Here is a 19,121-nt window from a genome sequence, read left to right as displayed (position 1 = left end):
GGACGTCCGAGGGGCGGGACCGGCCCTCGTCGGGCTAGCGTGGAACGACGATGACCACCTCACTCGCCGACCATCTGCGGACCCTGCCCGACGAGTCCCTGGCCGCCCTGCTCCAGCTGCGGCCCGACCTCGTCGTGCCGGTGCCGGCCGACGTCTCCGCGCTCGCCATCCGCGCCCAGTCCCGGGTCTCGGTGGCCCGCGCCCTCGACGGGCTGGACCAGTTCACCCTGCTGATCCTGGACGCCGCCCGACTCACCCGCGACCCCGAGCAGGGCGGCACCGCCACCGACACGATCCTGGCCATGGCCACCGCCGGTCCGCACCCGCCCGCCCCGACCGACGTCCGGCGCGCGGTGGACAAGCTCCGCGCGCTCTTCCTCCTGTACGGCCCGGAGCACGACCTGCGCGTGGTGGGCGGCGTCGACGAGGTGTCCCCGTACCCGGCGGGCCTGGGCCGACCGGCGGCGGAGCTGGACCCGCGCACGGCCGCCCTCTGCGCGGACCCGGCGACGCTGCGGCGGACGCTGCTGGCCGCTCCCCCGTCGGCGCGGGCGATCCTCGACCGACTCGCGGCCGGACCGCCGGTCGGCAGCGTGCCCCAGGGCGCGCTCCAGGCCCCCGCCGTCGGCGCGGAGGACAGCCTCCCCCCGGACGACACGAACGGAGGCGCGCCGACCGGTTCGCCGATCCGGTGGCTGGTCGACAACCGGCTGCTCGTCCCCGTCTCGGCGGGGCGGGGCAGTGGCACCGTCGAGCTGCCCCGCGAGGTCGGCCTGCTGCTGCGCCGCGACAGCGGTCCGCTCGGTCCGCTGCGGACCAGCCCGCCGCTGGTGGCGAGCCCGCCGCGCGAGCCGAAGGCCGTCGACTCGGCCGGCGCGGGGCAGACCATGGAGGTGGTACGCCACACCGAGGCGCTGCTGGAGAGCCTCGCCGCCGAACCGGCCCCGGTGCTCCGCTCCGGCGGGGTGGGCGTCCGGGACCTGCGCCGGCTCGCCCGGGCGCTCGGGCTGGACGACCCGACGACCGCGCTGCTGTTCGAGGTCGCGTACGCGGCGGGGCTGGTGGGTGAGCTGGAGCTGACCGGCAGCGCCGGCGCCCGCTACGGCGGCGACCAGCAGATCCTGCCCACCGGTGGGTACGAGGTGTGGCGCGCCGGTTCGCTCGCCCAGCGCTGGGAACACCTGGCCCGGGCCTGGCTGGGGATGACCCGGCAGGTGGGGCTGGTCGGGCAGCGGGACGAGCGGGACCGGCCGATCTCGGTGCTCTCCGCCGAGGCGGAACGGGCCGGCGCGCCGGGTGCCCGACGGGCCGTGCTGGGGGTGCTGGCCGACCTGGAACCGGCCGCCGCGCCCACCCCGGACGAGGTGCTGGAGCTGCTGGACTGGCGGACACCCCGGCGGGCCCGGGGGCGGGAGGCCGCGCACCGGGAGGTGCTGGCCGAGGCGGCCCAGCTCGGCGTGACCGGGCTCGGGGCGCTCACCTCGTACGGGCGGCTGCTGCTGGCCGACGTGGCGGACGCCGACGAGCGGGGAGCGGACGACCCGCTCGGGTTGCGTTCCGAGGCCGAGTCGGGTGACCCGTCGACGGCCGTCCGGGCGTTGGACGCCCTGCTGCCCGCCCCGGTGGACCACTTCCTGCTGCAGGCCGACCTGACCGTGGTGGTCCCCGGCCCACCTGATCCGGCGCTCGCCGGTGAGCTGGAGGTGGTGGCCGAGCACGAGTCGGCCGGCGGGGCGAGCGTGCACCGGATCACCACGGCCAGCATCCGGCGGGCCCTCGACGCGGGCTACACCGCCGACGACCTGCACGCGCTGTTCCGCCGCCGGTCGCGTACCCCGATCCCACAGGGGTTGACCTATCTGGTGGACGACGTGGCGCGCAAGCACGGCGGGCTGCGGGTCGGCTCCGCCGGCGGGTACGTCCGCAGCGACGACGAGGCGCTGCTGACCGAGGTGCTGGCCGACCGGCGGTTGGAGCCGCTGGCGTTCCGGCGGCTCGCGCCGACGGTGCTGGCCACCCCGTACCAGGTGCAGCGGATGCTGCTCGCATTGCGCGACGCCGGTTACGCGCCGGTGCCGGAGGACGCCAGCGGCGCGGCGGTGCTGGCCCGGCCGAAGACCCGGCGGGCGCCCGCCCGGGTGCCGGTGACGACTCGCAGCCTGGACCCGCTGGCCACCCCGAAGCTGCCGCTGCCTCGGCTGCTCGGCGTGGTGGAGCAGATCCGGCGCGGTGAGGCGGCGGCGCGGGCGGCCCGGCGGGCCCCGGCGGTGGTACGCGGCGGCGCGGCGGCTACCGGTCCGGCGCCGGCGCACGGGCACACCGAGGCGCTGGCGGTGCTCCAGCAGGCGGTACGGGACAAGGCGCTGGTCTGGGTGGGCTACGTCGACGCGCACGGGGCGACCGCGTCCCGACTGCTGCGGCCGGTGTCGATCGGCGCGGGCTACCTGCGCGCCGAGGACGAGCGGACGGAGATGCTGCACACCTTCGCCCTGCACCGGATCACCGCGGCCGTGCTGGAGGACTGACCCGCCCGACGACTCAACCGCCGACGCGAGCCCAGGTGCCGGGCCGGCCGGATCAGGTGCCCGGGCGGCGGCCCATCACGACCACCCGGGTGCCGATCGAGCCCAGCTCCCAGAGCCGGACCGCGTCGGCGTGCAGCAGGTTCACGCACCCGTGCGAGCCGATCGCCGAGTTGTGCAGGTACGTGGTGGTCTCGTGGAACCCGATCCCGCCGTTGAACTGCTGCCAGTACGGCAGCCACACCTCGTACGGGTTGGACCACTCCTTCAGGTTCCGCCCGCCGACGGAGTAGGTGCCGGCCGGGGTGGCGTACCCGGCCATGCCGGTGCGGGTGACGGTGGGGCCGAGCAGCACCTTGCCGCCCCGCATCGCCCAGACGGTCTGCCGGGTCAGGTCGACGCAGAAGGTCAGCCCCGACCCGCCCTTGCAGCGGTGCACGTCGGTGCCGGCCAGCCGCTTCGCCACGTCGTACGTCGTCGAGCCGGCGCGGCCGGCGGCGGGGCTGATGCCGTACCGGCGCTGGAACTTCTTGATCGCGGCGCAGTCGGCGGCGGACTGCTTCCCGTCCACGGTGAGCTTCCCGAACCCGCCCAACCGACTCAGGTACGTCTCCACGTCCCGCTGGTGCTCGCCCTCCGGGCAGCCGGTGAACCCGGTCGGCTTCGGCTTCGCCGTCGGCGTACGGCTGGGTTTCGGGCCGGCGGTGCGGGTGGGCGTCGCGGACGGGGACACGGTGGGGGGTCGGCTCGGCGTGGGCGGCGCGCTCGCCCCCGATGCTGTCTCCGTCACGCCGACGGGTGCCGGCGCTGCCGCCCCGGAGCCGCCGGCCTGCGGATCGAGCGCGCACGCACCCACGCCGGCCAACACGACAACCGCCAGGGCGACGACCCGAGCGACGAACCGGACACGCGGCATGGGCCCTCCTCCGGGCAGTTGTCCCGCTTGCTAGACGTACGGGACAACCATGACGTTGCCTGTCGCGCGCAACTTTTTCCGGACACCGTGCGGCGTGCAACACTGGATGGTCGGCCTTCGGCAGGTCAGCCGGGATCGGGCGACGCTTCGGCAAGGGAGAGGACACTGTCTTGAGCGGTGGACCACTGATCGTGCAGTCGGACAAGACCCTGCTGTTGGAGATCGACCACCCCGACGCGCAGGCCTGCCGGATGGCGATCGCGCCCTTCGCCGAGCTGGAGCGCTCCCCGGAGCACGTGCACACCTACCGGCTCACCCCGCTGGGGTTGTGGAACGCGCGGGCCGCCGGTCACGACGCGGAGAGCGTGGTCGACTCGCTGCTCAAGTACTCCCGCTATCCGGTGCCGCACGCGTTGCTGGTCGACGTGGCCGACACCATGGACCGGTACGGCCGGCTCCAGCTCGCCAACGACCCGGCGCACGGCCTGGTGCTGCGGGCGCTGGACCGGATGGTGCTGATCGAGGTGGCGAAGAGCAAGAAGCTCGCCGGCATGCTCGGCAACAAGATCGACGACGACACGATCCAGGTCCACCCGTCGGAGCGGGGCCGCCTGAAGCAGGCGCTGCTGAAGCTCGGCTGGCCCGCCGAGGACCTGGCCGGTTACGTGGACGGCGAGGCGCACCCGATCGAGCTGGCCGAGGACGGCGGCGACGGCGGCAAGCCGTTCACCCTGCGGTCCTACCAGCGGGAGGCCGTCGAGGCGTTCTGGGCCGGCGGGTCGGGCGTGGTGGTGCTGCCCTGCGGCGCCGGCAAGACGCTGGTCGGGGCGGCGGCGATGGCGGAGGCGAAGGCCACCACGCTGATCCTGGTCACCAACACGGTCGCCGGCCGGCAGTGGAAGCGCGAGCTGATCGCCCGCACCTCGCTCACCGAGGACGAGATCGGCGAATACTCCGGGGAGCGCAAGGAGATCCGCCCGGTCACCATCGCCACGTACCAGGTGCTCACCTCGCGGCGCGGCGGCGCGTTCACCCACCTGGACCTGTTCGGGGCCCGCGACTGGGGCCTGGTCGTCTACGACGAGGTCCACCTGCTGCCCGCGCCGATCTTCCGCTTCACCGCGGACCTCCAGGCCCGCCGCCGCTTGGGCCTCACGGCAACTCTGGTACGCGAGGACGGCCGCGAAGGCGACGTGTTCAGCCTGATCGGCCCCAAGCGGTACGACGCCCCGTGGAAGGACATCGAGTCGCAGGGCTGGATCGCCCCCGCCGAGTGCACCGAGGTCCGCGTGACCTTGACCGACGCCGAGCGGATGGCGTACGCGACGGCCGAGGCCGAGGAGCGCTACCGGATGGCGGCCACGGCCCGCACGAAGCTGCCCGTGGTGCGGGCCCTCGTGGACCGGCACCCGGACGACCAGGTGCTCGTGATCGGCGGGTACATCGACCAGTTGCACCAGCTCGGGGAATACCTGGACGCGCCGATCATCCAGGGGTCGACCACCAACAAGGAGCGGGAGCGGCTGTTCGACGCGTTCCGCTCCGGTGAGGTGCGGACGCTGGTGATCTCCAAGGTGGGGAACTTCTCCATCGACCTGCCGGAGGCGGCGGTGGCGATCCAGGTCTCCGGCACCTTCGGCTCCCGCCAGGAGGAGGCGCAGCGACTGGGCCGGGTGCTCCGCCCGAAGGCCGACAAGCGCCAGGCCCACTTCTACACCGTCGTCTCCCGCGACACCATCGACACCGAGTACGCGGCCCACCGGCAGCGCTTCCTCGCCGAGCAGGGGTACGCGTACACCATCGTGGACGCCGACGACGTCCTCGGCCCGTCCCTGCCGTCGTTCGACTGACGCCCGGCCGGGCGCGGGTGCCGGGCGCACGCGCTACAGCTTTGATGACGGATACGAATCAGCCACCCCGTCAGCAGAACCTTCGGGGGCAACATCGATGAGGTATACCGCCAGAATTGAGCGCTCAAGCGCGTGGTGGGCGATCAGCGTGCCGGAGCTCAAGGGTGTCTTCTCCCAAGCTCGCCGCCTCGACCAGGTCGAGGGCATGGCACGCGAAGCCATTGCCCTCATGCTCGACGTCGACCCGCACACCTTCGACCTCACTGTGCAGGCCGCAGGAGGTGACTCGCCCGCGTGAGGGGCGCTGCGGCACCTACTCGCGCTGATCTGCCATGTCCTCTTGCCCTCCTAAAGGGCACACGAAGACTTACATGCCGCTAGATAGGCGCATAAAGGGCAGGGGCCGGCGCAGGCTCGAGCCCGGTCCTCAGGACCGGGTGGACTCGGCGACGAAGACGCCTCGACCTGGACGGCCCACCAGCACACCTTGCTCGCGCAGCGTTGCCACCGCTCGGTGGATAGTCGAGACCGACACGTCGTAGTGGTCGGAGAGCTGCTGCGTGGACGGGATCTGCGACCCGGGCGGGAACTCGCCCTCCTCGATCCGCCTCAGCAGATCCTTGATCAACTCGCTCATGGTCGGCGGAATCGGCACGTGGAGGCCCCTTGCAGTCGGTTGGCCCTCCCAGTATTGAGCAACAGGTGAAACAGCGGCAATAACTGACGTAGGAGCAGTAGGCAGGCGCCCTAGAGAGATTCGACAGGTAAGAGAGCGTTGACAGAGGTGATAGGTATCGGTAGCGTCGCTCTCGGTGATGCGGTGCTGCTGCGGTCGGTTGGCGCCTCTCGTACCGGTCTCGCATCGCCGTCGAGACCTCAACCCTGCGCGCTCCCCCGGCGCGGCCCTGCCGTTCTCCCTGCTGAGGCGGCAGGGCGGGGCGGTCTCCGCCGGCCTCCGACGGCGGAGGCCGGCCCCTCCCCCACGACCCGCGACCTCCACGAAGGGCGGTCACCTCGTGCGCAACCTGCTCCGCCGGCTGACCCGCCGGCACCACGCTCCGCAACCAAATCCGGCCCACGGGACGCCGCTGAACCGCGCCCCGCTGCGCCCCTGGCAGGTGCGGGAACGCTGCTTCAACGTCCGCCGGCGCGGCGTCGACCCAGTCGAGCTGCGCGCCTTCCTGCATCGGGTCGCCGACGAGCTCACCGTCGCGCAGACCGCCCTGGTCGCGGTGCAGGAGGAGAACGTACGCATCAAGAACGCCCTGCGTGCCTGGCAGAGCGCCCAGTCGGCGAGCCACCGTTACCGATGACCGAGCGTTGGGTGATCCACCTGCCGGTGACCGCGCCCGACCTGCACCGGGCGCGGATCTTCGCGCGTACCGCGGCTCGGGTGTTGGCCCAGCTCACCGCCCGCGTCGAGCCGGGCGGGGTGACCGTGTCGGCCGAGGACGCGCAGTCCGTACGCCACTGGGTGTTCTGTGATCGGCCGCTGCCGGGCGGGCGCGGCCGGTGCGCGCTGCCGACGGACCACACCTCCGCCTGCGCGCCGCGCCCACCGTGGCTCCGCCGACGGTGATTCATTTACGTCATCAAACTCGTAGTCACTTGAGGTGGAGGTGGCGACCGCCGACGCCTCCGGGGCCCGCGCCGGCCGGCGGGGCTCGGAGGCGGCACGCGTCGGAGGGCAGGGCCCGGAGGCGGCACGCGCCGGACGACCGAGCCCTGGAGGCGTCACGGCGGCGCCGAAGGCGCCAGGGCGCTGCTGGCCGGCGGGCTGCTCGCGCTGACCCTGCTGACGGTGGCCGGTGCCGACGCAGGCTCAGCGGCGGAGCGCCGTCTCCCGGTCCATGTGGGACAGCTTCTCCGGGTTGCGGACGGCGTAGATGCCGGTGATCAGGCCGTCGTCGATGCGCAGGGCCAGCACGCTGTCCAGTTCGCCGTCGAGCTGCACGACCAGCGCCGGGTGCCCGTTGACCTGCGTCGACCGCCACGACGTGTGGTCCGCGATCCGGCCCCAGCCGCCGGCCAGCAGCCGGGCCACCTTGTCCACCCCGACGATCGGCCGGGGTACGGCCTGCTTCACGCCGCCGCCGTCGCCGAGCAGGACGACGTCCGGCGCGAGGATGTCGAGCAGACCCTGCAGGTCGCCGGTGTCGAGGGCCCGCCGGAACGCGTCGAGCGCGTGTCGGGTCTCGGCCGCCGACACGGCCTGGCGGGGCCGGCGGGCGGCGACGTGGGCGCGGGCGCGGTGGGCGATCTGCCGGACCGCGGCCGGGCTCTTGTCGACGGCGTCGGCGATCTCGTCGTACCCGAGGTCGAACACCTCGCGCAGCACGAACACCGCGCGTTCGGTCGGCGCGAGCGTCTCCAGCACCAGCAGCATCGCCATCGAGACGCTCTCGGCCAGCGCGACGTCCTCGGCCACGTCGGGGGTGGTGAGCAGTGGCTCCGGCAGCCACGGGCCGACGTACGACTCCTTGCGGCGCCCCAGCGTCCGCAGCCGGGTGAGCGCCTGGCGGGTGGTGATCCGCACCAGGTAGGCGCGCTGTTCGCGGACCGCGCCCAGGTCGACGCCCGCCCACCGCAGCCAGGTCTCCTGGAGTACGTCCTCCGCATCCGCCGCCGACCCCAACATTTCGTACGCGACGGTGAAGAGCAGGTTGCGGTGCGCCAGGAACACCTCGGTGGCCGGGTCCGTCGGGGGCGTGTCCGTCATCGGTGACTCCTGTCCACTCGCCACTGCGTCACCCACGTGATGCCGGAGCCCACGGTTCTGTGACACCCGGAGGCTGTGGCGGTCGCCACCCGTCCGCGCCGTCACAGCGTGCCGACCGCCGGCATCTCATGGTCGTCCCCACGGAACAGAGCGCAACGGAACAGAGCGAAGGACGGAAGCCATGGACGCCCGATTCAACCTCTTCGAGAACGAGCTGGCCATGAGGTTCGCCAAGCGGTTCGCCAACGCCGGCCTGGTGATCCAGCAGTCGCCGCTGCCCAAGGCCACCCAGGAGTTGGTGTCGCTGCGGGCCAGCCAGATCAACGGCTGCGGCTGGTGCATCGACATGCACACCAAGGATGCCCTGGCCGAGGGCGAGAGCGCGGTACGCCTCAACCTCGTCGCGGCCTGGCGCGAGTCGACCGTCTTCACCGAGGCGGAGCAGGCCGCGCTGGCGCTCGCCGAGGAGGGCACCCGACTCGCCGACGCCGCCCCGGGCGTCTCCGACGAGACGTGGGCCCAGGTCCGCAAGCACTACGACGACGACCAGGTCGCCGCGTTGGTTGCGCTGGTCGCCCTGATCAACGCGGCCAACCGGTTCGCCGTGATCGTGCACCAGAAGGGCGGCTCCTACCAGCCCGGCATGTTCGCCGACGCCTTCAACTGACCCACCCGACCCCAGGTCTCATGATCGTCTGCACGTCAGGGCACCGACACGCCGAGCCGGAGTGCAGTCGCGTGCAGACGATCATGGGACCGTGATGACGACCTTGCCGAAGGGGTCGGCCGACTCGTAGTGGCGGAACGCGGCTTCCGCCTCGTCGAAGGGGAAGACGCGGGCGATCACGGGGCGCAGCCCGTTCGCCTCGATGGCGCGGTTCATCGCCACGAAGTGGGCGCGGCTGCCGATCGCGATGGGGCGGACGGTGGCGCCGGCGGCGAAGAGCAGCCCGGAGTCGACCGCCGGGCGCTCACCCGAGCGGAACCCGACGCAGGCCACCTGCCCCGCCAGCGCCACCGACCGCAGCGACCGGTCCAGGTCCCCGACCACGTCCACCACCCGGTCCACCCCGCGACCGTCGGTCAGCGCCCGCACCCGAAGCTGCCATTCCGGGTACGTCCGCCGGTCCACCACGTCACCCGCGCCGAGCCCCGCCAACCGGGCCGCCTTGCCGGGGTCGCCCGTCGTGGCGATCACACGGGCACCGAGCAGCCGCGCGAACTGCACGGCGAACAGCGACACCCCGCCCGACCCGAGGGTCAGCACCACGTCGCCGGCCCGTACCCCTTCCAGCGCGTTCCAGGCGGTGACCGCCGCGCAGGGCAGCGTCGCCGCCTCCTCGTCGGACAGGTGCGTCGGGACGGGCACGAGCGCCGCCGCCGGCAGGACGGCGTACTCGGTGAGCATGCCGTCGAGCGAGCCGCCCAACTGCGCCAGGTAGGCCGGCTCCAACGGCCCGTCCCGCCAGTACGGGAAGACCGCCGCCGCCACCCGCTCCCCCTCGGCCGGCCGGTCGACGCCCGGTCCCCGGGCCACCACCACGCCCACGCCGTCGGAGACCGGCACCACGTCGGGCCGGACCGGGAGGACGTAGGTGCCGCGCAGGATCATCAGCTCCCGGAAGCTCAGCGAGACCGCGCGGACCGCCACCAGCACCTCGCCCGGCCCGGGCGTGGGCCGCTCGTGTTCCCGTACCGCCAGGCCGGCGATGCCCGCCCCCGAATCGACGTGGAAGCTGCGCATCATCTCGAACCCTCTCCGTCGGGCATCACCGGTCGGGTCGACCTTCCCGGCGCCCGTGCCGGCGGACAATTCCCCGCAGGGAATGGCGGCGGGGCAGCGGTGGGAGTAGACACGGTCCGGTGACCGTCCTGTCCGGATCCGACGACTACGCGACGGTGCTGCGCCGGTGGCGGACCCGCCGCCGGGTGAGCCAGCTCGAACTGGCGCTGCGCGCCGGCACCACCCAGCGGCACGTCAGCTTCATCGAGAGCGGGCGGTCCCACCCCGGTCGGGCGATGCTGATCCGGCTGGCCGAGTCGTTGGAGGTGCCGCTGCGGGACCGCAACGCGTTGCTGCTGGCGGCCGGTTACGCGCCCGCGTACCCGGAGAACCGGTTCGACGGTCCGGGCCTCGCCGCCGTCCGCACGGCCCTGGAGCGGGTGCTGGCCGGGCATCTGCCCTTCCCGGCGGTGGTGGTCGACCGCGCGGGCACGCTGCTGCTGGCGAACGCCGCCTTCACCGCGCTGACCGCACCGGCCGCGCCGGAGCTGCTGGCGCCGCCGGTGAGCGTGCCCCGGGTGCTGCTGCACCCCGACGGGCTCGCGCCGCTGATCGTCAACCTCGACGAGTGGGCCTGGCACGTGATCGACCGGTTGCGCGCCGAGTCGGTCCGCAACCAGGACCCCCGGCTGGTCGCGCTGGTCACCGAACTCGCCGCGCTCGCCCCGGACCGGCCCCGGGAGCCGGGCCCGGACTACGTCGGGTTCGCCGTACCGTTGCGGTTGCGGCACCGCGACGGCGAGCTGCGGCTGCTGACCACCCTGACCCATTTCGGTACGGCGGTGGACGTCGCCCTGGCCGAGCTGCGGATGGAGGCGTTCCTCCCCGCAGACGGGCAGACCGCCGCCGCGCTGGCCGCCCTGGTCTAGAGGGTGTGGGTGACGCGCTCGGCGGCGACCCGGCTGTCGCGGGTGGCCAGGTCGAGGTGGGCGCAGAGCACCACCGAGGCACCGACGGACAGGGGCGCCAGCAGCCACTTCAGCGGCTGCTCGTGCTCGGCGGCGTCGACCAGCAGCCGGTCCCCGGCCCTCAGCCCGAGCTGCCCGGCGACCTCCTTCGCCAACCGACCCCATGCGCCGTAGCTGGTGCCGTCCGGGCTGGCCGGATCCGCCGGGTGGATCGCGGTGTACGCCGGCGTGGTGGCCGGGTGCCGCAGCACCTCCGCCGACCAGTCCAGCCAGCCGACCGGCACCTCCGTCAGCGGCCCGGCACCGGTGCCGACCAGGTAGCGGTGGGTCCCCTCGGGCACGTCCTCCAGCCAGTCGTCGAGCCGTTCCGGCGTCACGAGGACCGCGTCGTACGGCCGGTCACCACCCGCTTCGAGCACCGGCAGGCCGGCGGTCGCCCGGGGCCGGAACGACACGGCCAGCCCGACCGACCACGCCCCCAGCAGCACCGCCGCGGTACGCCAGTGCGGCGGCAGCAGCACCGCGACCCGGCTGCCCGGGCCGAGCCCGCACCCGTCCCGCAGCAGCCCCGCACTCCGCGCCACCCACTCACCGAGCTGGGCCGCGCCCAACTCCGTCCGCTCCCCGGTGACCCCGTCGAGATACGTCAGCAGCGCCGGCTCACGATCGGTGGACGCGACACCGGCGACGGCGGTGGACTGCCCGGCCATCAGATCCTCCTCGCTGGGATCCGCCCACCCTATCGAGCACGACCCTGCGGGCGGGGTCAGCGCGTCGGGAGTTGCGGGCCGGCGTCGAGCAGCGGGGCGAGCAGGTCGCCGGACTTCTCCACCCGCTTCAGCACCTCCGTCGCCGTGTACGGCTTCGTCGAGGGCCGCTTCCCGGCCGCGCCCGCCTCCACCTCGTCCCAGGTCAACGGGGTCGACACCGACGGCACCGACTGGGCCCGCAGCGAGTACGGCGCCACCGTCGTCTTCGCCGCGTTGTTCTGGCTCCAGTCGATGAAGACCTTCCCGGGTCGCAGGTTCTTCGCCATCTTCGACACGATCAGCTTCGGGTGCGCCTGCTCCAACTCCTGCGCGATGCGCCGGGCGTAGGCGGACACGTCGTCGGCGTCCTGCGTGCCGGCGATCGGGCAGCAGAGCTGCATGCCCTTCTTCCCCGACGTCTTGGGGTAGGCGGAGACCCCGTCACGGGCGAGCCGGTCGCGCATCAGCAGCGCCACCTGGCAGCACTGCTTCAGCGCGGCGGGCGCGCCCGGGTCCAGGTCGACCACCATCAGGTCCGGGTGCGCGCCGATCTTCCACTGCGGGGTGTGCAGTTCCAGGGCGGCGAGGTTGGCCAGCCAGACCAGGGTGGGCAGGTCGTCGGCGACCACGTAGTCGATGGTCTCCCGGCCCTTGCTGGAGCCGGGGGCGGGCAGGTTCTCGGTGCGTACCCAGGCGGGGGTGGCGGCGGGGGCGTTCTTCTCGAAGAAGGAGCCACCGGTGACGCCGTTGGGGAAGCGGATCCGGGTGACCGCCCGGTCGGTCAGGTGCGGCAGCAGCACCGGGGCGATCCGGGTGTAGTAGTCGATCACCTCGCCCTTGGTGAACCCGGCCTCCGGATAGAGCACCTTGTCCAGGTTGGACAGCTCCAGGGAGCGTCCCTCGACGTCCACCTTGAACCGGTCAGCCGGCATCGTCGACCTCCTCGGGCGGCTTGTCGGGACGCAGCCGCAGGATCCGGGGGAAGCGCAGCCGGCCGTCGGGGGTCTGCTGGCCGTACTTCACCTCCACCACCACCTGCGGAGTTACCCAGATCGCCCCCCGGGCATCCTCGCGCGGCACGTCCCCGGCGAACGGCGACGCGCCGGTACGCAGCGGTTCCAGCTCGCGCAGCAGTTCCCGCTCGATGGCCGCGCCGATGCCGCCGCCGACCCGCCCCCGGTAGACCAGCCGACCGTCCGGGCCGGGCACCCCGACCAGCAGGCCGCCGATCTTCCGCGCGCCGGGCCGCCAGCCGCCCACCACGAAGTCGGCGGTGACCTCCAGCTTGACCTTCACCCAGTCCGGCGAGCGCACCCCGGGCCGGTAGGCCGAGTCGACCCGCTTGGCCATCACCCCTTCCAGGCCGTGTTCACCGGCCGCCTGGTAGGTGGCCGGGCCGTCGCCGAAGCGCGGCGGGACCGCCCACCGGGCGGCCCCCAACCCGAGCGCCTCCAGGGCCGCCCGCCGCTCCCGGTAGGGGCGCCCGGTCAGGTCCCGGCCGCGCAACCGCAGCAGGTCGAAGATCATGTACGTGACGGGCACGCTCGCCGCCAGCCGGGCCGCCTTCGCCGCGTTGCGGACGTGCATCCGCTCGGCGAGCGCCGTGAACGAGGGCTGGCCGTCGGTGAAGAGCACCACCTCGCCGTCCAGCAGCGCGTCGTCGACCTGCTCGGCGAGGGGGATCAACTCCGGGTACGCGACGGTGATGTCCACGCCCGAACGGGCGTACAACCGCTGGCGGTGACCGACGATGTCGGCGAGCGCCCGGACCCCGTCCCACTTGAACTCGTACGCCCAGCCGGCACCGGCCGGGAGCTGCCCGGTCATCGCGAGCATCGGCTTCATCGGCGCGCCGGGCACCTCCTGACTGTAGTTGCGCACGGAAGCGCGTGCGTCCCCTTCGATCATTTGCGATCCTGGGCAGAACCGGGGAGAGGAGCGGCGGTATGCGGGCGATCTGGAAGGGAGCGGTCTCCTTCGGCCTGGTGTCGATCGGGGTGAAGGTCTATTCGGCCACCGAGGAGAAGGACATCCGGTTCCATCAGGTGCACCGCTCCGACGGCGGCCGCATCCGGTACAAGCGCACCTGCTCGGTCTGCGGCGAGGAGGTCACCTACGACGACATCGCCAAGGGGTACGACATCGGCGGCGGCGAGATGGTGATCCTGACCGACGAGGACTTCGCCGACCTGCCGCTGACCACCTCGCACGCGATCGACGTGCTGGAGTTCGTCCCGGCCGAGCAGGTCGACCCGATCCTCTACAACAAGGCGTACTTCCTGGAGCCGGAGGGCACGGCCACCAAGCCGTACGTGCTGCTGCGGGACGCGCTGGCCGACTCGGAGCGGGTGGCGATCGTCAAGGTGGCGCTGCGCCAGCGCGAACAGCTCGCCACTCTGCGCGTCCGCGAGGGGGTGCTGCTGCTCAACACGATGCTCTGGCCGGACGAGGTGCGTACCCCCGATTTCGGTTTCCTGGACGAGGACCTGAAGGTACGGCCGCCGGAGCTGGCGATGGCCAGCTCGCTGATCGACTCGATGGCCGGCGAGTTCGAGCCGGACGCCTTCACCGACGACTACCGGGCGGCGTTGCAGGAGGTCATCGACGCGAAGGTCGAGGGGCGTGAGGTGGTCCAGCCGGAGGAGGAAGAGGCCGCGCCGGCCGCCGCGGTGGACCTGATGGCGGCGTTGAAGGCGTCGGTGGAGCGGGCCCGGGCGGCCCGGGGCGAGCAGCCGGAGGGCGGGGCCGGCGAGCCGACCCCGATCTCGGCCGCGCGCTCGGCCAAGCAGGCGGCTGCCGCCAAGAAGGCACCCGCGAAGAAGGCGGCGGAGAAGAAGGCCCCCGCCAAGAAGACCGCCGAGAAGAAGACGGCCGCGAAGAAGGCGGAGCCGGCGAAGAAGACCGCCGCGAAGAAGGCGCCCGCCAAGAAGGCCGCCGAGAAGAAGGCCGCCCCGCGCAAGACCGCCTGACCTGCCGTTTGCCGGCGACCGTTCGGATCGGCCGATGCGCCCCGGAAGCTGATCTTGAATGACCGAGCGGACGGTTCAGCTAAGTGGTTGAGGCGGCAAAGATTGTTCAGTGACAACCGATCCCCCCACCCAGCCCTGGTCGACACCATCCCAGCCGCCGGTGGGCCCGTTCCCGCCCACGTTCGCTGCTCCGGCACCGGCCGCGCCCCGGCGCAAGCTCGGCACCGGCGCGATCATCGGCATCGTGATCGGCGCACTCTTCGTCGGCTGCTGCGGTCTCGCCGGCCTGGGTGCCCTGTTCTCGGACGATGATCCGAAGTCCACCGCCGCCATCTCGGCCAGCCCGACGCCGGTCCCGGCCGTCCCGTCGCTCGTCCCGACCACGGCCGCGGCTCCGACCACGGCCGCGGCTCCGACCACGGCCGCGGCACCGACCACCACCCCGCCGGCCCCGCCGACGCCCACCACCGTCGTCATGCCGAACCTCGTCGGGATGAACGCCGCCGTCGCGCAGGACAAGCTGGAGAAACTCGGCCTGACCAACGTCCAGCTCGGCAGCCAGGACGAGAACGACACCTTCGTGATCCTCGCGGCGAACTGGACGGTGACCAAGCAGTCCCACAAGAAGGGCAGCCGGGTGGCACTCGACGACGTCGTCGTGCTGACCTGCACCAAGCAGCGGTGACCGGTCACCCTGCCGGGTCGGCCGCCCGGCAGGGTGACGAACCGGGCTCAGCCCCGGCCGAGCTTCTCCGTCGGGGTGATCCGGACGATGACGCGCTCCTCGCCGGGCTGCCGGAACGGGTAGGTGTCCTGGCCGAGGTACTTCTGCGCCATCCGGTCGATGTGCTCGTCCGCGCCCTCGGTGACGAACTCGGCGGTGCCCTTCACCCAGAGGGTGCGGAAGTCGTTCGCCTTGTCGACGACGGACACCGCGACGATCGGGTTGCGGGCGATGTTGACGTACTTCTGCCGGCCCTTGGCCGTGTTGAACACGATGTGCTCGCCGTCGGTGTCCACCCAGACCGGGGTGACGTGCGGGGAGCCGTCGGCCTCGATCGTCGCCACGTGGGCGAGCTGCGGCTCGGCGAGCAGGGCCAGGTCTTCTTCGGTGAGGATCGCCATGGTCGAAAACTACTACCGGAACGTGTCACCGGCGGCCCGCATGTCCGTTCCGGTCCGGCCGTGGGAGCACGCGGGGCGTCGGGGCGGGTACCGTGTGCGCTGGTCTCGGCGGCGGCCGCCGGGTCGCACCCACCACCCAGCAGGGAGTCGACGTGAGCGAGCGCGTGCAGAACCGGTCGGCGGGCCAGGGCCCGGGCAGCAAGGCGGAGCGGCGGCTGGCCGCCCAGCTGGCGGCGAAGAAGGCCGCCGAGGCGAAGCGCCGCCGGCAGTCGATCCTGGGTGCGGCCGTCGGTGTCATCGCGGTGGTGGCGCTGGTCGGCGGCCTGGTCTGGATGAACAGCGGCGACGACGACAAGAAGCCGACCGCCGGCAGCCCGTCGTCGGCGGCGGCCACGCCGGCCCAGGAGCAGCAGCCCACCGCCCCCGCCCCGCAGCAGCTGCCGCCGGGTGCGGACCCGGCGCTGGCCAAGGAGCCGACGGTCGGCAAGGGCACGGGTGAGCTGACGAAGCTCACGGTGACCACCCTGATCAAGGGGAAGGGCGCGGCGGTGAAGGCCGGCCAGCAGATCACCACCAACTACGTGGGCGTGCTCTACAAGGACGGGAAGCCGTTCGACTCCTCGTGGAGCCGGGGCGAGCCGGCCACCTTCCCGATCGGCGTCGGCCAGGTCATCCCGGGCTGGGACAAGGGCCTGGTCGGGGTGCCGGTGGGCAGCCGGGTCCAGCTCGACATCCCGGCCGAGCTGGCGTACGGCAAGACCCCGCCGCAGGGCGCGCCGGCCGGCCCGCTGCGCTTCGTGGTGGACGTGCTCGCCGCCCAGTAGGTCACAACCGTCTTCCGTCCGGTCACCTACCGGCAGTAGGTTCACAGTCACCGTGGGCGGCTCGCTGCGCCCACGGTGACCTGTCACCGAACCTCGGAGGTGCACGTGGCGGCGCTGGACGACATGAGCGGGCTCGCCCGGGTGCTGTGGACGCACTTCGAGCCGGTCCACGCGGTCACCTACTTCCACCCGCGGGCCCGCGCCGCGTACGAGGCGGTCGGGCTGCGCGGCTACTGGCGGGGCTACTTCGCCGGCCGGGCCGCACCGCTCGGCGCCACCGAGGCCCCACCGGTGATCGCCGCCTTCTTCAGTTTCGCCCCGCGCATGGTGGAGCGGGCGTTGCCGTCGGTGTGGCGGCTGGCCACCCCGGCGGAGGCGCTGCGCGCCCGGCTCACCGGCGCGGTGCAGGCGCTCGCCGAGTTCACCTACGAGCTGCCCGAGACGCACCTGGTCGAGGCGGCCGAGCTGCTGGAGGCCGCCGCCGGCCGGGTGGAGACCGCCGGCCGGCTGCTCGGCGCGGTCAACGCCGCCCTGCCCGCCGGGGAATACCCGCTGGCCCGGCTCTGGCAGGCCGCCACCACGCTGCGCGAGCACCGGGGTGACGGGCACGTCGCCGCGCTGGTGTCGACGGGACTGGACCCGATCGAGGTGCTGGCCTGGCGGTGCCGGGTGGACCAGTCCCGCGAGTTCCACCGGATGGCCCGCGGCTGGACCGACGAGGAGTGGTCGGCCGCCGACGAGCGGCTGGTCGAGAAGGGCTGGCTGACCGCCGGGCTCGCGCCGACCGCGCAGGGCACCGCCGCCTTCCGGGCCGTCGAGGAGGCCACCGACCGGGCGGCCGCCGGGCCGTGGCGGGCGCTGGGTGCGGAGCGTACGGAGCGGCTGCGAGAGTTGCTGGAGCCGATCGCCCGCCGCTGCGGCTCGATCATCCCGAAGCAGAGCCCGATGGGCCGGCCGGCCGCCGAGGCACCCGCGCGGTGACCCGTCCCGTCCGGCAGGATGGGGGCGTGGTGGACGCGGTGATCTTCGACCTGGACGGCGTGCTCGTCGACTCCGAGCCGGTCTGGGAGGAGGTCCGGCGGGCGTACGTGGCCGCGCACGGCGGCACGTGGCAGCCGGACACCCAGCGCCGGCTGATGGGCATGAGCACCGGCGAGTGGGCCGCCTACCTCAGTGGTGAGCTGGGCGTCGACCGGGGCCCCGAGCAGGTCGCCGCCGAGGTGGTGGCGGAGATGACCCGGCGGTACGCGCAGCGCGTACCCCTGATCGACGACGCCGACGCGGTGGTGCGGCGGCTGGCCGCACGGTGGCCGCTGGGGCTGGCCAGCTCGTCGCCGACCCGGCTGATCGCGGCGGCGCTGGCCGCCGCCGGCCTGGCCGACGCGTTCGCCGCGACCCTGTCGACGGAGGAGACCGCGCGCGGCAAGCCGGCCCCGGACGTGTGGCTGGCGGTGGCCGACCGGCTCGGCGTCGACCCGACCCGCTGCGTGGCGATCGAGGACTCCTCCAACGGGGTGCGCTCGGCGGCGGCGGCCGGCATGACGGTGGTGGCCGTCCCGCACGGGTCCTACCCGCTGGACCCGGACGCGCAGGAACTGGCGGCGGTGCTGCTGACCTCGGTGGACGCGCTCACCCCCGAGGTGGTGGAACGCGCGGCTTGCTCCTGACGCGGCGTCAGGTCCTAGCGTCGGTTCCGGTCGTCGCAGGGTGCGGTGACCACGCGAGAGGGAGTGGGACGTGGCGTCCACCTGGCGGATCGGCGAGCTGTGCCGGCGTACCGGACTGACCGTCCGCACGCTGCACCACTGGGACCACGTGGGGTTGCTGCGGCCGTCCGCGCGGAGCTCGGCGGGGCACCGGCTCTATGCCGAGGGGGACGTGGACCGGCTGTACCGGATCGTCGCGCTGCGCGAGCTGGGCCTGCCGCTGGAGACCATCGGCGGCCTGCTCGACGACCGTACGCCGGGCGGACCGGAGCTGGCGGAGCTGCTCGGGGACCATCTGGCGCACGTGGAGCGGCAGCTCGCCGCGCTGGGCGGCCTGCGGGACCGGCTGGCCACGCTGGTGCCGCTGGTCCGGTCCGCCGGGAGCGCCACGCCCGTCGACCTGCTCGCGGTTATCGAGGAGGTGAGCAGGGTGGACGACACGGTCCGCAACTACTTCACGCCGGAGCAGCTCGCGGCGCTCGACGAGCGTCGGGCGCGGCTCGGTGAGGAGACCGTCCGGGGTGTCCAGGACGAGTGGCCGACGCTGATCGCGCAGGTGCAGGCGGAGCTGGACGCGGGGACCGACCCGGCCGAACCGCGGGTGCGGGCGCTGGCCGGGCGCTGGATGGAGCTGCTGGAGGCGTTCCACGGCGGCGACCCGGGGCTGCGGGACTCGCTCTACCGGATGCAGGCGGAGAACAGCGAGCAGATCAGCCAGCAGTACGGCGGCCCGTCGCCGGAGCTGATCGACTACGTGAAGCGGTCCGTCGCGGCGGGCTGACCGCCGCTCGCCGGCCGGTCGGGACCCCGGCCGGCGCTCAGATCGCCCGGCTCCGGCTGGACCTCGGCAGGTGACGCCGGGCGCCGGGCCAGGCGGTCGGGCCGCCGCGTGGGCGTCGGCGTGGGCGTCGGCGGACTGGCCCGGTCCGGTGGCGTCCGCGCCGTCGCGCGCCGCCGCCGGGACCGGGTCCGCCTCCGGTTCGTCCCGCATGCCATGCCTCCTGCCGCCGACTACCCGGTTGTACGGTTTCCGGGTCGGTCCGGTTCGGC

21 protein-coding genes are annotated in these 19,121 nt (G+C 73.3%); 13 read left to right on the top strand and 8 right to left on the bottom strand.

The features are described 5' to 3' along the window. Window positions 1-50 precede the first annotated feature (50 nt). Entirely contained in the window at window positions 51-2,525 is a 2,475-nt protein-coding gene (locus tag MRQ36_RS15280) for a helicase-associated domain-containing protein (protein ID WP_242796183.1), read from the top strand. 52 nt (window positions 2,526-2,577) lie between these two features. On the opposite strand, the gene MRQ36_RS15275 is transcribed toward MRQ36_RS15280, so the two are convergent. Then, complete coding sequence (locus tag MRQ36_RS15275) at window positions 2,578-3,438, bottom strand: L,D-transpeptidase family protein (protein WP_242796181.1); 861 nt, start codon at window positions 3,436-3,438, stop codon at window positions 2,578-2,580. 170 nt (window positions 3,439-3,608) lie between these two features. Between MRQ36_RS15275 and MRQ36_RS15270 the strand changes: the two genes are divergently transcribed. Next, on the top strand, window positions 3,609-5,288 hold the full coding sequence (locus MRQ36_RS15270) for a DNA repair helicase XPB (RefSeq protein ID WP_242796180.1): 1,680 nt from the start codon (window positions 3,609-3,611) through the stop codon (window positions 5,286-5,288). A 148-nt stretch (window positions 5,289-5,436) separates the two neighbouring features. Continuing rightward, on the top strand, window positions 5,437-5,586 hold the full coding sequence (locus tag MRQ36_RS15265; RefSeq protein ID WP_242796179.1) for a type II toxin-antitoxin system HicB family antitoxin: 150 nt from the start codon (window positions 5,437-5,439) through the stop codon (window positions 5,584-5,586). A gap of 129 nt (window positions 5,587-5,715) precedes the next feature. Here the strand turns inward: MRQ36_RS15265 and MRQ36_RS15260 are convergent, their stop codons facing one another. Beyond that, window positions 5,716-5,943 carry a winged helix-turn-helix domain-containing protein gene (locus MRQ36_RS15260; protein WP_242796178.1) on the bottom strand — a complete coding sequence of 76 codons (228 nt, stop codon included), beginning with the start codon at window positions 5,941-5,943 and terminating at the stop codon, window positions 5,716-5,718. A gap of 361 nt (window positions 5,944-6,304) precedes the next feature. On the opposite strand from MRQ36_RS15260, the gene MRQ36_RS15255 reads away from it, so the two are divergent. Together MRQ36_RS15255 and MRQ36_RS15250 are read left to right on the top strand one after the other, a co-directional pair. Then, the gene (locus tag MRQ36_RS15255; RefSeq protein ID WP_374250216.1) at window positions 6,305-6,601 is read left to right on the top strand and encodes a DivIVA domain-containing protein; all 297 of its coding nucleotides are present in this window, start codon (window positions 6,305-6,307) and stop codon (window positions 6,599-6,601) included. Further along, a complete protein-coding gene (locus tag MRQ36_RS15250) occupies window positions 6,598-6,867 on the top strand; it encodes a hypothetical protein (protein ID WP_242796177.1) in 270 nt (89 codons plus the stop codon). Before MRQ36_RS15255 ends, MRQ36_RS15250 begins: the two co-directional genes overlap by 4 nt. Before the next feature lie 243 nt (window positions 6,868-7,110). On the opposite strand, the gene MRQ36_RS15245 is transcribed toward MRQ36_RS15250, so the two are convergent. Next, a complete protein-coding gene (locus MRQ36_RS15245) occupies window positions 7,111-8,007 on the bottom strand; it encodes an RNA polymerase sigma-70 factor (RefSeq protein ID WP_242796176.1) in 897 nt (298 codons plus the stop codon). A gap of 181 nt (window positions 8,008-8,188) precedes the next feature. On the opposite strand from MRQ36_RS15245, the gene MRQ36_RS15240 reads away from it, so the two are divergent. Continuing rightward, window positions 8,189-8,674 carry a carboxymuconolactone decarboxylase family protein gene (locus MRQ36_RS15240; RefSeq protein ID WP_242796175.1) on the top strand — a complete coding sequence of 162 codons (486 nt, stop codon included), beginning with the start codon at window positions 8,189-8,191 and terminating at the stop codon, window positions 8,672-8,674. A gap of 81 nt (window positions 8,675-8,755) precedes the next feature. On the opposite strand, the gene MRQ36_RS15235 is transcribed toward MRQ36_RS15240, so the two are convergent. After that, entirely contained in the window at window positions 8,756-9,754 is a 999-nt protein-coding gene (locus MRQ36_RS15235) for an NAD(P)-dependent alcohol dehydrogenase (protein ID WP_242796174.1), read from the bottom strand. A gap of 116 nt (window positions 9,755-9,870) precedes the next feature. On the opposite strand from MRQ36_RS15235, the gene MRQ36_RS15230 reads away from it, so the two are divergent. Then, window positions 9,871-10,659 carry a helix-turn-helix domain-containing protein gene (locus MRQ36_RS15230; protein ID WP_242796173.1) on the top strand — a complete coding sequence of 263 codons (789 nt, stop codon included), beginning with the start codon at window positions 9,871-9,873 and terminating at the stop codon, window positions 10,657-10,659. Here the strand turns inward: MRQ36_RS15230 and MRQ36_RS15225 are convergent. Genes MRQ36_RS15225 through ligD (MRQ36_RS15215) form a run of 3 tightly spaced genes read right to left on the bottom strand, consistent with a single transcriptional unit; the run spans window position 10,656 to window position 13,307 of the window. Beyond that, complete coding sequence (locus MRQ36_RS15225) at window positions 10,656-11,408, bottom strand: TIGR03089 family protein (RefSeq protein ID WP_242796172.1); 753 nt, start codon at window positions 11,406-11,408, stop codon at window positions 10,656-10,658. The two genes, MRQ36_RS15230 and MRQ36_RS15225, sit on opposite strands and share 4 nt — an antisense overlap. A 56-nt stretch (window positions 11,409-11,464) precedes the next feature. After that, window positions 11,465-12,379: a non-homologous end-joining DNA ligase gene (ligD, locus tag MRQ36_RS15220; RefSeq protein ID WP_242796171.1), complete on the bottom strand. Its 915-nt coding sequence runs from the start codon at window positions 12,377-12,379 to the stop codon at window positions 11,465-11,467. Continuing rightward, window positions 12,369-13,307 (bottom strand): non-homologous end-joining DNA ligase, encoded by a 939-nt coding sequence (gene ligD, locus MRQ36_RS15215; protein WP_242801133.1) that lies wholly within the window; start codon window positions 13,305-13,307, stop codon window positions 12,369-12,371. Before ligD (MRQ36_RS15215) ends, ligD (MRQ36_RS15220) begins: the two co-directional genes overlap by 11 nt. Window positions 13,308-13,393: 86 nt before the next feature. Here ligD (MRQ36_RS15215) and MRQ36_RS15210 point away from each other — a divergent pair, with 86 nt between their 5' ends. Next, entirely contained in the window at window positions 13,394-14,416 is a 1,023-nt protein-coding gene (locus MRQ36_RS15210) for a Ku protein (protein WP_242796170.1), read from the top strand. Between the two features lie 109 nt (window positions 14,417-14,525). Continuing rightward, window positions 14,526-15,101, top strand: coding sequence for a PASTA domain-containing protein (locus tag MRQ36_RS33925; protein ID WP_242796169.1), 576 nt, complete (start codon window positions 14,526-14,528; stop codon window positions 15,099-15,101). Between the two features lie 47 nt (window positions 15,102-15,148). Here MRQ36_RS33925 and MRQ36_RS15200 read toward each other — a convergent pair whose 3' ends face one another. After that, on the bottom strand, window positions 15,149-15,541 hold the full coding sequence (locus MRQ36_RS15200) for a PPOX class F420-dependent oxidoreductase (protein WP_242796168.1): 393 nt from the start codon (window positions 15,539-15,541) through the stop codon (window positions 15,149-15,151). Window positions 15,542-15,693: 152 nt separating this feature from the next. On the opposite strand from MRQ36_RS15200, the gene MRQ36_RS15195 reads away from it, so the two are divergent. The 4 genes from MRQ36_RS15195 to MRQ36_RS15180 all read left to right on the top strand — a co-directional run bounded on the left by MRQ36_RS15195 (window position 15,694) and on the right by MRQ36_RS15180 (window position 18,852). Continuing rightward, window positions 15,694-16,365 (top strand): FKBP-type peptidyl-prolyl cis-trans isomerase, encoded by a 672-nt coding sequence (locus MRQ36_RS15195; RefSeq protein ID WP_242796167.1) that lies wholly within the window; start codon window positions 15,694-15,696, stop codon window positions 16,363-16,365. 123 nt (window positions 16,366-16,488) lie between these two features. Beyond that, window positions 16,489-17,346, top strand: a complete 858-nt coding sequence (locus MRQ36_RS15190) for a hypothetical protein (RefSeq protein ID WP_242801131.1) — start codon at window positions 16,489-16,491, stop codon at window positions 17,344-17,346. Between the two features lie 26 nt (window positions 17,347-17,372). Continuing rightward, complete coding sequence (locus MRQ36_RS15185) at window positions 17,373-18,032, top strand: HAD family phosphatase (protein WP_242796165.1); 660 nt, start codon at window positions 17,373-17,375, stop codon at window positions 18,030-18,032. 70 nt (window positions 18,033-18,102) lie between these two features. Then, window positions 18,103-18,852: a MerR family transcriptional regulator gene (locus MRQ36_RS15180; RefSeq protein WP_242796164.1), complete on the top strand. Its 750-nt coding sequence runs from the start codon at window positions 18,103-18,105 to the stop codon at window positions 18,850-18,852. Window positions 18,853-19,121: the final 269 nt, after the last annotated feature.

It is taken from the genome of Micromonospora sp. R77 (assembly GCF_022747945.1).
In the GTDB taxonomy this organism is placed as follows: Bacteria; Actinomycetota; Actinomycetes; order Mycobacteriales; family Micromonosporaceae; genus Micromonospora.
The sequence above is the reverse complement of the archived record's forward strand: the minus strand, read 5'-3'. Positions and strand labels throughout refer to the sequence as shown.